Raw genomic sequence first — 15369 nt, forward strand, 5'->3', positions numbered from 1 at the left:
ACGGTTGAAAACCTTGTCAACAGTTGAAGCGAAAACGATACCAAGCCACCAAAACCATCCACTACCAAGAGTTTACTGATATACCTACCTTAAAAAATCAACCAAAACCAATCGTTTCTTCAAAGCCGTCAAACGTGTGCCGTTTTCCGTTCGCCGTAAACCGTCTATCGTCTGCCGTCAAAATTCCCCCAAATCTACTATCGTAAAACTGTTTACACAATGAAAAAACTAAACAACCCAAGATTTATTTTTCCTATTGCAGTGTTGTGCCTAAGTCTAATTTACTCTTTAAGCCTTCAAGCCCAAGTACTCATCAATGAAGTGATGCCCAAACCTTCCTCCGCATTTGATGTCTGTGACCAAGCCATGTTCAATAGCACCACACCCGCTTGCGGCAATGAATGGGTAGAACTCTACAACCCCGATGAATGTTTATTCTTCGATTTGAGTTGCTACATCCTTGCCTCCAAAACCCAAGCAGGAAGTAGCGGGACATTTGTATTTCCCGAAGGTTCAGTCATATCCCCAATGGATTTTTTGGTCATTGGAGGAGCTGGAGCGACCAATGTTGATATCGTTCTCAACGACTACGCCAATACCGACAATTTTTGCGGTTCCGATATTTGGTTTCTCGAAAACACCGATGGGTGGATTGCATTGTTTGAGCCAGACGGCACGGTTGTAAATGCAATATATTGGACTTTTTTCAACAACGAAGCCTTCAAACTCAATTCCGAAAATGAATTCAATGTTGCCCCTTGTTTACCCATCAATTCCTGTTTAGAAGCAGCGAGCCTACCCAAAGCCAAAGATATTCCTGGTATTGTTTACATTGGCCAAGTTTCCAACACAGATTTGAGTATCCGCCGTACCGTTGATGGTGGTGACACTTGGGAAAACAATGCTACGCCAACCGCAGGAACTTGCAACGATCCCGCAAACTGTGGAGTACCAACCCCTTTTGATGTCACTCTCAATACCACCAATCCTACTTGTGACAACGCAGATGGAACGGCAAGTGCAATCATCACCATAGGAAATACCGCCCCAATTACCTATACATGGTCAGCAGACGCTGGCAACAACACCGATAACATCGGCGGTTTAGGAGGTGGAGATTACACATTAGTAGTGACAAACGGAGTAGGATGCGAATACACCGAAGACTTTACCCTTGCTGATGCAGTCAGCCCACCATCTCCCAGCAATCCTATCAATTCCAATGCTTGTTCTACCGATAGTCCAGAATCCATTTCTATCGATGACCCAGGAGCAGGTTTTGAAGTACATTGGTACGATGCCCAAACAGCGGGTACATTTTTAGCAGCAGGCGCAAGCTTTACTCCCTCTTCTTTTGGTTCTTACTACGCCGAAATCGTAGAAACCGAAAGCGGAAGCGACTGCAACAGCACACGCATTGAAGTCATTGCAGACCAATACGCCCCAATTGCCCTCAATGAAGGCGGTAGTGCCTGTTCACCCGATTTGAACTTTTTCAACTTAGATATTTCCATTAGTGGAGGCACAGGAAACTACTCCAATGTGACAGCAAATGGATTGACTATCAACGACAATGGCGGTGGAAGCTATACCATTGAAGCTATTCCCGCCAATACTTCTGTCACCGTCAATGTAGAAGACGATGCGGGATGCACAGGCAGTTTTTCAGTTGGAAACGTTGATTGTCCATGCCCAACATTGGGCGCACCCCAAAATCCACAAGGTGCCGTTTTCTGTTCTGGTGAAAGTTTGGAAGCCATTGCAGTCGACTCGCCAGCCGATGCCGAAAACGAAATTATATGGTACGATGCCGAAACAGACGGAAACCAAGTTGCGACAGGTAATAGTTTTACCCCCTCTGCCGCAGGCACTTACTATGCCGCAACAACTCCAACCGCCAATGATTGCGAAAGTACCCGAACAGCCGTTACCATTTCCGAATTACCCGCAATCGCCATCACCCAAAATTCCAGTGCTTGCGCTGCCGACCTTCTTACCTACGATTTAATCGTCACCATATCAGGAGGAAACGGAACATACTCAACCATTGACGCAGGTACTGCAACAGTAACAGACAATGGTGATGGAACTTACACAATAAGCGGAATACCTGCAAATACAGCCGCAAACATTGGCGTAGAAGACGAAGAAGGTTGTACCGCAACTGCTTCCTTCAATGCCCCCGATTGCGACTGCCCCGATATTGCCGAACCCACAGGTTTGGTCAATCAAACCATCTGCAACGGGGCAACTTTCGCAGTCTTCAATGCCGATGCCCCAAGCGCAGGATTTACCATTCACTGGTTTGACGCTTCGAGCGGAGGCACAGAATTGGCAACAGGCAACAGTTTTACGCCAACAAGCACAGGAACATACTACGCCGAAATCCAAGAAGATGCAAGTGATTGCCCAAGCGACCGAGTTTCCGTTGAAGCCATCGAACTCAGCGAAATCACCATCACGACCAACAATACTTTCTGTTCACCTGACCTGACAACCTATACAATCGTTGTTGCAATTGCAGGAGGAAATGGCAACTATTCTCTTTCGAGCAATTCAGGGTTAATCAACAACAATGGTGACAATACCTTCACCATTAGCAACATTCCTGCAAATACTCCCATTGACATCACCGCAACTGACGATTTAGATTGCAATGCTTCCACTTCCTTCAATGCGCCCGATTGCGACTGTCCAGATATTGTAGAACCCACAGGCTTGGCGAATCAGACGGTTTGTTTTGGAGAAAATTTCACCTCCTTCAATGCCAACGATGCAGGAGTAGGATTCACCATTCACTGGTTTGACGCTGCAAATGGTGGAACAGAATTGGCAACAGGCAATAGTTTCACGCCAAGCAGCGCAGGAACATATTATGTCGAAGTACAAGAAGATGCAAGTGATTGCCCAAGCGATAGAATTTCCGTTGAAGCCATCGAATTGACCGAAATCACTATTTCCAACAACGGTACAAACTGTTCATCTGATTTAACAACTTATACGATAGTCGTTGCAATTGCAGGAGGAAATGGCAATTATTCACTTCAATCCAATTCAGGTTCTATCAATGACAATAGTGACAACACTTTTACTATCAGTAATATACCTGCAAACACTTCCATAAACATCACCGCAACAGACAATTTGGACTGTGAAGCAAACGCCTCCTTCAATGCGCCTGATTGCGACTGTCCAGACATTGCAGCACCAACAGGCTTGGTCAATCAAACCATCTGCAATGGTGCAGATTTTGCACCTTTCACCGCCAATGGAGCAAGCCCAGGATTCACTATTCACTGGTTCGATGCACCAAACGGAGGTACGGAATTGGCAACAGGCAACAGTTTCACCCCTACGAGTGCAGGTATATATTATGCAGAAATTCAAGAAGATGCAAGCGACTGTCCAAGCGAACGAATACCCGTTGAAGCGTTTGAATTATCAGCAATTGACATTATTTATGCAAATGCCAACTGCTCAAACGACTTGACAACTTACAGCGTTGATGTTACCGTTTCTGGCGGCAATGGCGGCTACACGATTACAGCCAATCAAGGAACAGTCACCGACAATGAAGGCGGAAACTATACGATTAGCGACATTGCAGCCAACACCAATTTGAGTATCACCGCAACTGATGATTTGGACTGCGAAGGCAATTCCTCTTTTGCTGCTCCCAATTGCAACTGCCCGAATATCACCGAACCCACAGGATTAGCCAACCAAACGATTTGTTTTGGAGGTGATTTTGCACCTTTTGCAGTAGATGATGCAGGGCTAGGATTTACCATTTACTGGTTTGATGCTCCCAACGGAGGAACAGAATTGGCAGCAGGCAACAGTTTTACACCCTCAACAGCAGGCACTTATTATGCCGAAATCCGAGAAGATGTAAGCGATTGTCCAAGCGACCGAATTTCGGTGGAAGCCATCGAATTGTCGCAAGTAGCCATGCTCAACATTGGCACAATCTGCTCGGAAGACCTAGCGACTTACTCAATTACTGTCACCGTTTTGGGTGGAAATGGGAATTACAGTGTTTCGGCAAATGCAGGAAATGTAGATGGTGGCAACAATACCTTTACCGTCAATGACATCCCTGCGGGAACAGCCATTGACATCACTGCAACAGACGATTTAGGCTGCAATACCACCAATTCCTTCAATGCGCCTGATTGTGATTGTCCAGATGTGGCAGCACCTACGGGTTTGACGAATCAAACAATCTGCAATGGCGAAAATTTTGGAGCTTTTACAGCCGATGATGCAGGAGCAGGGCTTACCATTTATTGGTATGATGCACCAAATGCTGGAAATGAGTTGGCAACAGGCACAAGCTTTACCCCTTCAACAGCAGGCACTTATTATGTCGAAATTCGTGAAGACGAAAGCGATTGCCCAAGTGATAGAATTGCAGTTGAAGCAATTGAATTAGATGCGCTTCAAATCGTGAACAATGGCAGCGAATGTTCCGAAGATTTACAGACCTACAATATCACCGTCAACATCCAAAACGGCACTGCTCCCTACACCTTCAATGCCAACGGATTGTCATTTACCGACAACGGAAACGGCTCTTTCACCATCGAAAACGTAACTTCTGGAACGGCTGCAACGGCAAATGTGACAGATGCAAATGATTGTGCTGCAACTTTGGTTTTGCCCACCGTCAATTGTGACTGCCCCGAAGTTTCACCTCCAACGAATCCAACAGACAACAGCTTCTGTTTTGGTGAAAACCCAACAGATTTGACAGTTGATATTCCTGCAAATGGTTTTGAAGTACAATGGTTTGGCAGCGAATTTGGTGGCAATGTTTTGGCGACAGGCGCAAGTTTCACCCCTTCAATAGCGGGAACATATTGGGCTGAAATTGTGGAAACAGCCTCGAATTGCAGCAGCGATCGAGTCTCTGCAACTTTGACTGAGCTGCCCGAAATGACCCTTGAAGTAGTCAGCGACTACAACTGTTCGGCAGATTTGACAACCTACGGTTTCCAAATTTTTGTCAGCGGTGGAGTCGGAAATTACACCGTTACGGCTGAAAATTATAGCGTTACACAAAACAACTCCACTAATTTTTCAATCGCAGGAGTACCTTCTGGCAGCATCGTAAACATTGAAGTGAGAGATGACGAAGGTTGTATTTTGCAGACGATAGCGGGCCCTTTTTCCTGCGATTGTCCAACAGTTGCAGCACCGACCAACCCAATGCCGAATGAGTTTTGTTTTGGCGAAAGCCCAACAGCGATTTCGGTAGCGAACCCATCAGGAGGTTCGATTATCAACTGGTACAATACCGCAACGGGTGGAATTTCATTGGCGACAGGTGCGAGCTTTACCCCATCCGCAGCAGGCAGTTATTTTGCAGAAACAGTGGATGCAAATGCCTGTGTGAGTGAGCGCGTTGAAGTGACTTTGACCGAATTGCCAGAAATTGTGGTCAGTCAAGTGGGCTTCAATTGCTCGGCAGATTTGACGACCTACGATTTGACAGTCAATGTAAGCGGTGGCAGTGGCGGATTTGGTTTTTCAGTGGGTGGCTTGACGGTCATTGAAGAAGGCGGCGGAAACTTTACGATTCAAGGAATTGCAGCCGATTCAGGTTTGACTCTGACCGTTACCGACATTGAAGGCTGCTCCAAAAACGCCAATTTCAATGCCCCTCAATGCGATTGCCCCGACATTGCAGCACCAACAAATCCCCAAAATGCAGAAGTTTGTGAGGGTGAAACGGCTGCTATTTCAGTCGGAAATGCGCCCAACGGATTCAGCATAGAATGGTACGATGCGCCTTTTGGCGGAAATTTGGTCAGCAGTTCCAATAGCTTTACTCCGTCAGTGGCAGGCACTTACTACGCTTTGGTCGTTGAAGATGCAAGCGGATGTAGGAGCGATAGAATTGCAGTCACTTTGAGCGAATTGCCGCCCATCAGCATTTTCCAAGGCGCATCAGCTTGCTCCGAAGATTTGGCGACTTACACCGCTACTTTGAGTGTTTTTGGCGGAAGCGGCAATGGCTATACTTTGGGCGCAAGCACTGGAACGGTTGTAAATGAAGGATTTGGCGAGTTTAGTATCACCAACATTGCAGCAGGGCAAGCGGTGACGGTCAATGTGACGGACAGCGAGGGATGTGAAGGCAGTTTGACCTTAGCTCCGAAAGTCTGCAATTGCGCCCCAGTGAACCCACCGACTAACCCAAAACCAGCGACTTTCTGCTTTGGCGCAACGCCCGACAAAACAATTTCGGTAGCGACACCGCCAACAGGCTTTAGCGTCAATTGGTATGATGCACCTTTTGGCGGAAATTTGGTGAGCAGTTCGAGTGGATTTGTTCCTTCAAGTGCTGGTACGTACTATGCTGAAATCGTGGAAGATGTAACGGGGTGTAGCAGTAGCCGAATCCCAGTAAAATTGACCGAGGGCAAACCGATAATCATTGAAGAAGCGGGCAAATTGTGTTCGGCAGATTTGGCGACCTACGACCTCAATGTGCAAGTGAGTGGAGGCGAAGGAAGTCTGACTTTGGAGAGTTTGGGCTTTGTGGTGGCGAACAATGGCTTGGGCAATTTTACTGTCCGAGATATTCCTGCGGGAACAAACGTGAGTGTAACCGCAACGGACGTGAGAGGCTGCGAAGAAATGGCGAGTTTTGAAGCGCCGAACTGCGATTGTCCAACGGTGATTGCGCCTTTGCAGCCGACAGGAAACAGCTTTTGTTTTGGCGGAAATCCGACTTCGATTTCCGTAGCCTCACCCTTTGATGGTTTTTCGGTGCGTTGGTATGCTACACAATTTGGTGGAACGGTTTTGAGTACCAATCCAACCTTTAGCCCATCAGCAGCAGGTACTTACTATGCCGAAACGGTGAACGACGACAGCGAATGTACGAGCAATCGAGTGGCAGTGACATTACAGGAATTGCCACAAATTACCTTGACACAAAGTACTTCCAGCTGTTCGACAGATTTGACGACCTACGATTTGACGGTGACTGTCAATGGCGGAAGCGGTGGTTTTGAATTGACTGCCAATGGTTTGGAAGTCGTGAAAAACAGTCCCAATTCATTTACGATTCGCTCGATTCCTTCGGGAACGGCAGCAACTGCAACGGCTACCGACATTGAAGGATGTGTGGCGATGGCTGTTTTTGAAGCGGTCAATTGTGACTGCGATGTGGTGAATCCTCCCACAAATCCACAACCCAACAGCTTCTGTTTTGGTGGAAATCCAAAGCCTATTGCAGTGACGGCAGTGCCTTCGGGTTTTGCGATTCGCTGGTACAATGCAGCAAATGGCGGCAGTGTGATAGGAACGGGAGCGAGTATTTTACCACCTTCGGCTGGTACTTTTTATGCCGAAATGGTAGAAACGGCTTCGGGTTGTGTGAGCAGTCGAATTGCGGTGGAACTCATTGAAGGCAATCCGATTGTGGTGACACAAGGCAGCAGCGATTGTTCAGCAGATTTGACGACCTACGATTTGAATGTTTTGGTCAATGGCGGTGCGGGTAATTTCAGCGTATCGGCTGCGCCTTATTCGGTTTTGAACAATGGCGGTGACAGTTTTACAATTACGGGAATTGAAGCCAACAACAGCCTCAGCATTGTGGCAACGGATGGCAATGGCTGTTCGGAAACGGCAATTTTTGAAGCTCCTGTTTGTGACTGTGCGGACGACATCGCCTCTCCAACGGGCGCAAGTGGAAATTCCTACTGTGCGGACGAAAATCCAACGGTCATTTCGGTGGATGCACCTCCTGTGGGCTACAATGTGCGCTGGTACGATGCCGAATTTGGCGGCAATTTGTTGAGCAATCAAACCAGCTTTATTCCTTCAATGGGCGGCACGTATTACGCTGAATTGGAGCAAATTGGAAGCGGTTGCACAAGTACACCTCGAACGCCTGTGGTGCTGACCCAATTCCCTGCCATCGTGATTACGCAAGGCAGTGCGACTTGTTCGGCAGACTTGACGACCTTCGATTTGGAGGTGAATGTGAGTGGCGGAACGGGTGCGATTAGCTTCTCGGCTGGCGGTCAAACGGTGGAAGATTTGGGCAATGGAAATTATGTCATTCGCTCGATTCCTGCGGGTAGCATCGTCTTGTCGATGGCTTCGGACGAAGCAGGCTGCAATGTGCAAGAACTGCTTGGGCCGATTGATTGCGACTGTGACAATGTGCCTTTGCCAACGAATCCACAAGACAATTCAATTTGTTTTGGAGAAACGTCTGCGGATATTTCGGTGGATTTCCCTGCAACGGGTTTCGAGATTCGATGGTTCACTACGCCAGCAGGTGGATTTTCGATTGCTTCGGGTGCGGTGTTTACGCCTTCAATGGCAGGCACTTATTATGCCGAAATGGTCGAAAATGGTAGTGGGTGCAAAAGCGAAAGTCGTGTGGCGGTGACGCTTTCGGAAAATCCAGAAATCGTTTTGATTGAAGAAAGTGGCAACTGTTCGACAGATGGTACGACCTACGATTTGGCCTTCAATTTATCGGGTGGAACGGGTGTTTTTAACATCAATGTAGGTGGTTTTGAAGTGATTGAGAATGGCGGAGGCAGCTATACGATTGTGGGGATTCCTTCGGGAACGAGTATCAGCATTTTTGCAACAGATGAAGCAAATTGTACAATCAATGCGAATTTTGCGGCAGTGAATTGTGATTGTCCAACGGTGAATCCTCCAACGGGAATCGTCAACAATGAATATTGTGAAGACGAAACGCCTACACCGATTTCGGTTTTGGCAGCTTCATCGGGTTTTGAAATTCGCTGGTACGATGCCGAAATAGGCGGCAATTTGTTGGCAACAGGCGAAACTTTTACTCCTTCAATGGCAGGCACTTACTATGCCGAAATGGTCGATATGACGGCTGAATGTGTGAGCGAAAGAGTGGCAGTGACTTTGACGGCTATCAACTGCGATTGTCCAACGGTGAATCCTCCGATTGGAGCAACCAATAATCAATATTGTGAAGACGAAATACCAACTGCAATTTCGGTTTTGGCTGCTCCAACGGGTTTTGAAATTCGATGGTATGATGAAGCAACAGGCGGCAATTTGTTGGCAACGGTTGAGAGTTTTATCCCTTCAATGGCAGGCACTTATTATGCCGAAATGGTGGATTTGACGACTGATTGCGTGAGTGAAAGGGTGGCGGTGACATTGACGGCAATTAATTGTACGACTTGCACGCCTCCTGATGCACCGATTCCTGTGAGTCCTCAAACGGCGGTGACTTGTTCGGGTGAACCTGTGGAGTTTGAATTGACGGCTTTGGCGAATACATTGATTCAGTGGTACGATGCACCAACGAATGGGAATTTGTTGGCGGTTGGACCGAGTTATTTGACGGACGTTCCTGGTAGTTATTTTGCAGTGGCGGTGAATGAATCGGATACCACTTGTATCAGTTCACCGACTGCCTTTAATTTGAGTTTGCAGGTTCCTGCCGAAAGTAGCTTTACGGCAACGGCTTCGGATGGCTGTGTGGGGGATGCAATTGAGTTCAGTTTGGCGAGTGGGATTGCCGAAAACATCGCTTATATTTGGACGTTCATTGATACGGAAAGTGGCGATACGATTGCAGAACATATTGGTGCTGAACCTTTCACGATGACTTTTGATTCTACGGGTATGTATGAGGTGCAATTGTTGGCGGTTTCGACCGACCCAAGTGTGTGTGATGGTAGTACAAATTTGGAGGTGACAATTTCGGATATGGCGGTGGAAACGATTGAAGATGTATTGATTACCTTGGGTGAAATATTAGAGATTCCTGTGGATATTTCGGCTACGATTGGCGAAAATTTGCAATTCAATTGGTCTGCTTCAACTGGTGAATTGCCTTGCGAAGATTGCGAATTTTTGACGGTTTCGCCTCTTCAAAATACCAGATATACGATAGTTGTGACGGATGAATATGGCTGCGCCGCTACTGCTGATGTGACGGTTCGGGTGGAAAGCAACGAAATGGCTTTGGTGCCAAATGCTTTTTCTCCAAATGGGGATGGTGTGAATGACCGCTTTTATGTGTTGGGCCGAAATATCGAAACGATTGATTTGCAGATTTACAACCGCTTTGGAGAGCGCATTTTCCAGACTTCAACTGTTGGCGATGGTTGGGATGGTACGTATAAGAACCAGGATTTGGATATTGGGTCTTATGCTTATTTTGTGGTGGTGACGTATCGGAGTGGGGATAGGGAGTTGTTGAAGGGGAATGTGACTTTGATTCGATAGTGGATATTTGGAAATGGACGGCTTCGTGAAGGAGGCTGTCCATTTTTTTTACTTCGTTTCAAACGTTGCCGACATCCGAAGGATTCGGCGAGTTTTTCACCACCGAGAGAAACTTTACCATTAGTCGAAAAAAGTCCCAATTCGTTGGGTCGAGTATTTGTTGATTGGAGAATAGCCCGATTTTTGCTTAAATTTGTAGATTGCTTCCCCTCACTCCAAAACACCCTATTGAAGCAAACACCAAATGAGCAAAGTAAATCACCTGCCAAAAGCAGCACAGTTATTGAAGGAGGGAACCCTCTTGTACCAAAAACAGGCATACAAAGAAGCTTTGGTTTTATTAGAAGAAGCTGAATCCCATTTTCTGCAAACGAATGAAAAAGAAGCGTATGGCGATTGTCTGTGGAAAATCGGGAAATGTTGTGAAGTATTACAAGACTTTGACCGAGCCATTGCTTCCCTTCAAAAAGTCAAAGAAATACTCCATTCCATTCACCCCAATCCGCCGCACACCGACACAGCAGAACTCTATTTTGATTTGGCACTTTCTTACTGGTACAAATGGGATTACCAACAATCCTTGGCGTATGCCGAAGCATCTTTGGAGATGAAACTGGACTTAGCTGCACAAGGGCAAACCGTTGAATTGTACCGAAACTACAACAATGTTGGAAGTTCTCATTATCGCTTGGGAAATAGTCGAAAAGCACTCCATTACTTCAATGCTGGACTTCAGGATTTGTTGAAGAGAGGAGAAAGCGAATCTGTTAATACAGCAGGTTGTTATCTCAACATTGGATCAGTATGTATGAACAATGGAGCTTACAGTGAAGCCATCAACTACTGCCAAAAAGGACTCAATATTTACGCTCATTCTTATGGTGAAGATTCGCTTCAAACAGCAATGATTTACAATAATTTAGGTGGATGTTTTGCGGAAAAAGGAGATGCCCACACGGCCATTGATTACTACAACAAATCACTTGCTATTAGGCTGAAAATTTTGGGTGAAAAACACCCCGCAGTCTTTCAGCTATACGGCAATCTGGGGCAAAGTTTCAAAGAAATCGGAGAAACAGCCAAATCCATTGCACACCACCAAAAAGCCCTAAATCTTGCCCTTGAAGTTTGGGGCGAACAACATCCGAATATTTTTTGGTTCTATATGAATTTGGGTACTGTCTATGCCTACAAAAAAGACTTTTCAAAAGCCTTACTACACCTCCAAAAAGCCCTTCACTTTTCTCTTCAAACCAATGGGAAACTGCATTATTACACCGCAGAATGTCACCTCAAAATAGGGAAATGCCATTACGAACGAGGTAATAACCAACAAGCGATTGACTGCTACAAACAAGCCTATCAAAGCAATATTCCCCAACTTCAACAAACAGGCTTTATAGAGCATATTCCCATCCAAAATGCCCTTTCTAATTCATGGCTACAGGAAATTATTTTTTTTGAAGCCAAAGCTTATTTTGATTTATACAAACAGCAAGATTCCAACATTCACGCATTGCACTATGCGCTAAATGGTTGTAAAATTGCGATACTGCTTTACCATCAAATCCGAAAAAACTACTTCAATGAGGGCAGCAAATTACGCTTGGCACAAAACACCTTCCCCGTCTGTGACTTAGGCATAGAAATAGCCCTCACCGCAGCAAAAATAGCACAGGAAAAACCGCAAATTTTTGAGCAAACGAGCAAGGAACTCGTTCAGATCAATACCTCCTTGTATCCGCCTGAAACGCTGAAATATACTGAAAATGAGAAAGATTGTACACAAACTGCTTTCGAGTTTTGTGAACAGGCAAAAGGGTTATTGTTGTTGGCAAACCTAAAAGACGAGGCTGCAAAAACAATGGCGCACATACCATCCCAACTCCTGGAAAAGGAGCAGAATTTACGCATAGAACGTACAGAACTGACCAAAAAAATCAACCAAGAACAGGTCAAACCAGAAGCCGAAAAAGACGAAACTCAAATCAGAAAATGGCAAAATACTTATTTTGATTATGAGCAAGAATACCAACAACTTATCCAGCAATTTGAAAGAGACTACCCCAACTATTTCCAACTCAAACACCAAGTGGAAACAGTCACCATTGAAGCCCTCCAAAAAAATATGCCTCCACAAACGGCAATGATTGAATATTTTGTTGGAGAAAAACAACTCTATATCTTTGCCCTAACCCCCAATGATTTTCAGTGCCTCGAAATCACCAAACCCACCGATTTTGAAGACCTCATCGAAGCCTTCAAATCGTCCATTGAAGAAAGCGATAAAACCGATTATTGTGAATTGGCTTTTGAATTGTACCAACTTCTTATTGCTCCAATTGAAGCAATACTAACACAATATCAGGTATTGACTCTCAAACTTATCCCTGCCGATATACTAAATACGATTCCTTTTGAAGCCCTTTTGACCGAATTCATTCCTGTAAATGCGAAATACGCCGACTTACCCTATTTGCTCCTTCAATACGACATCAGCTACCATTATTCTGCTACACTTTGGCACCAAAATCTTCAAAGTAGGTATGATAAAGAGATGAAAATCAATTCCAAACTAGGGATTAGTAGTTTTGTAGGTTTTGCACCTGTTTATAAAAACGAAAGCAGAGATATTGCCCCTATAACAATGGATTTCAATGAGCAAAATACCCGTTCTGTACAGATTGGACAGGATACCTATAGCGAATTGATTTATTCGGAAGAGGAAGTAAAGGAAATACAATCCTACTTCAAAGCCAAAAACATACCCTCCGAAACCTACTTACACAGCCAAGCCAATACCCACAATTTTCTGCAAAATATTAGTAAATATAAATATGTATTAATTTCGGCTCATGGATTCTACAATGAAGAACAGTCAGATTTGACAGGGATTATTTTGTCGCCATCTGTAAACCAGATACCGACGATACATCGGGAGTCTTCGTCAATAGCGAAAAACCCGTTGTCTTCTGAAATACATGGTGACGTTTGCAGTGATGAAAACATCTTCTACCTCTCCGATGCCTACAACCTCGAACTCAATGCCGACTTAGTTGTTCTCAGTTGCTGCGAAACAGGCGTAGGAAAATTGGCGAAAGGAGAGGGGGTAATGTCTTTGAACCGTGGCTTCTTCTACGCTGGCGCAAAAAATGTGATTTTCACCCTCTTCAAAGTTTACGATAGAGCTTCTTGTCAACTCACCAAACACCTATTCCAGCACATATTGGAGGAAAAACACTATGCTTCGGCATTGAAGGAAGCCAAAAGGCAGATGATATTGGAGGGAAAAGCTCCGATATATTGGGCGGGGTATTTATTGATTGGGGAGTGATGGAATAGAGATTGAATCTGATTTTTCGCACTACATGACAAAACTTATGGGTTCTTTGACAAAATCTGTTATTGGAGACTTCGGAAGTCTCTAGTACAACTAAAAGTAAATAAGTTCATCGAAGATTTTAGTGTAATGAGACTTTTGTAGTTTACCCTTAAAGATATGGAATGTTTGAAAATCAGTATGCTCTCAAAAGAAAACTACAAAAGTCTTTAACTGCTCCACTAAAAGTATCCATGAGCCGTAAATAAACGGTAACTCATAAGTCCGTTTCCGATTTCTTCGGAACAGGTATCCCTTGAATATTTGTAGAAAAATGGAGAAGGTAATCACAGAACTCCATTCCGATTCACCATCGGGACAAGTTTCCGTTCAACTCCAAAAGGAGTTGTGGATTCCTCTAGCTTCTTTTGCTACAAATATTTGACTCCAAAAGGAGCACTAAATAAAAGTTGCCCATTATATTAGCGTATGCTGTACTAGCACTTCCACAAAATTTTAGCCATCTACCATAAACTCTGTGTTTTCGTACTTCGGTCTTCAAAAATTAATTCTTTATCGCCGCATTGTACCCCCTCCCATCAATCAAAGTCTTAGCAATGATTTCGCACAAAATCTCAGAAGTTCCGCCTCCAATCTGCCCCAATCTCGAATCTCGCCACATTCTCGCCAAAGGATAGTCCTCCATATAACCATAACCTCCAAACATTTGCAGACACTCAAAAGTCACCTTATCACTCAACTGAGTTGCCAACAATTTTGCCATTGAAGCCTCCTTCACCAAATAATCTCCATCCTCATACCGCTTATACAAAGTGTGTACAAAAACCTTGTTCATTTCTATTTCGGCAGACATCTGCGCTATTCGATGCCGCAATACCTGAAACTTGTTGATACTTCGCCCGAAAGCCTCTCGTTCACTCATGTACTTCAAGGTCACTTCAATAGCCTCCTCAGAAGCCGCAACTGCACCCACTGCCATTGACAAACGCTCGGAAACAAAATGCTGCATGATGTAGAAGAACCCTCGGTTTTCTTCACCCAACAAATTGCTGACAGGCACACGCACATTGTCAAAAGCAATCTCACCCGTATCTGAAGCCCTCCATCCCAACTTATCCAATTTAATAGCACTGACCCCAGACGTATCACGGTCTATGATAACCATGCTGATGCCTTTTGCCTTCGCATCTGGATTCGTTTTGACGGCTGCCACAATGTAGTCGCTGTTCACACCATTGGTAATAAAGGTCTTAGAACCATTGATAATGAAATAGTCGCTATCCCTCACCGCCGTTGTCCGCAATGCTTGTACATCCGACCCACCGAAAGGTTCCGTAACCGCCATACAGCCAATCAATTTCCCTTCAATGCCAGGAATCAAATATTTCTCTTTTTGTTCGTCATTCCCTTCCGAATTGATGTGCGTCATTGCCAATCCAAAATGCGCTCCAATTGCAGCTGCAAAACCACCCGAATTGACCTTTGCCATTTCTTCCTGCAGCACCACCGAGTACCAAATATCGGCATCCATTCCTCCATATTTTTCGGGCATTTCCAAACCCAGATAGCCCATTTCACCAAACTTGTGGTAAATCTCTCTCGGCACTTCACCCTCTTTCTCCCACCGATTGATGTACGGCTTCACCTCTTTCGCCAGAAAATCTTGCAGCGACTTTCTGAACAAATCGTGTTCTTCTTTGAAGTAGTATGAATTCATATTCTATTTTATTTTATTTGTCCTATGGAAGGAATCTTGTTAGAAAAATGACATAGAG

The 15369-nt window shown here is 44.9% G+C and carries 3 protein-coding genes; 2 read left to right on the top strand and 1 reads right to left on the bottom strand.

Annotated elements, in window-relative coordinates:
* Nucleotides 1-219: 219 nt before the first annotated feature.
* Nucleotides 220-10254 (top strand): gliding motility-associated C-terminal domain-containing protein, encoded by a 10035-nt coding sequence (locus tag R3E32_28460; GenBank protein ID MEZ4888692.1) that lies wholly within the window; start codon nucleotides 220-222, stop codon nucleotides 10252-10254.
* Between the two features lie 244 nt (nucleotides 10255-10498).
* Nucleotides 10499-13588, top strand: coding sequence for a tetratricopeptide repeat protein (locus R3E32_28465; GenBank protein ID MEZ4888693.1), 3090 nt, complete (start codon nucleotides 10499-10501; stop codon nucleotides 13586-13588).
* A gap of 550 nt (nucleotides 13589-14138) precedes the next feature.
* On the opposite strand, the gene R3E32_28470 is transcribed toward R3E32_28465, so the two are convergent.
* Nucleotides 14139-15311 carry an acyl-CoA dehydrogenase family protein gene (locus tag R3E32_28470; GenBank protein ID MEZ4888694.1) on the bottom strand — a complete coding sequence of 391 codons (1173 nt, stop codon included), beginning with the start codon at nucleotides 15309-15311 and terminating at the stop codon, nucleotides 14139-14141.
* Nucleotides 15312-15369 lie beyond the last annotated feature (58 nt).

The organism is Chitinophagales bacterium (genome assembly GCA_041392475.1).
In the GTDB taxonomy this organism is placed as follows: domain Bacteria; phylum Bacteroidota; class Bacteroidia; order Chitinophagales; family UBA2359; genus JAUHXA01.

What these genes read in the sequence shown, in the direction of transcription:
- R3E32_28460 (MEZ4888692.1), top strand. Translation starts at nt 220, where the DNA reads ATGAAAAAACTAAACAACCCAAGATTTATTTTTCCTATTGCAGTGTTG.
- R3E32_28465 (MEZ4888693.1), top strand. Translation starts at nt 10,499, where the DNA reads ATGAGCAAAGTAAATCACCTGCCAAAAGCAGCACAGTTATTGAAGGAG.
- R3E32_28470 (MEZ4888694.1), bottom strand. Translation starts at nt 15,311, where the DNA reads ATGAATTCATACTACTTCAAAGAAGAACACGATTTGTTCAGAAAGTCG.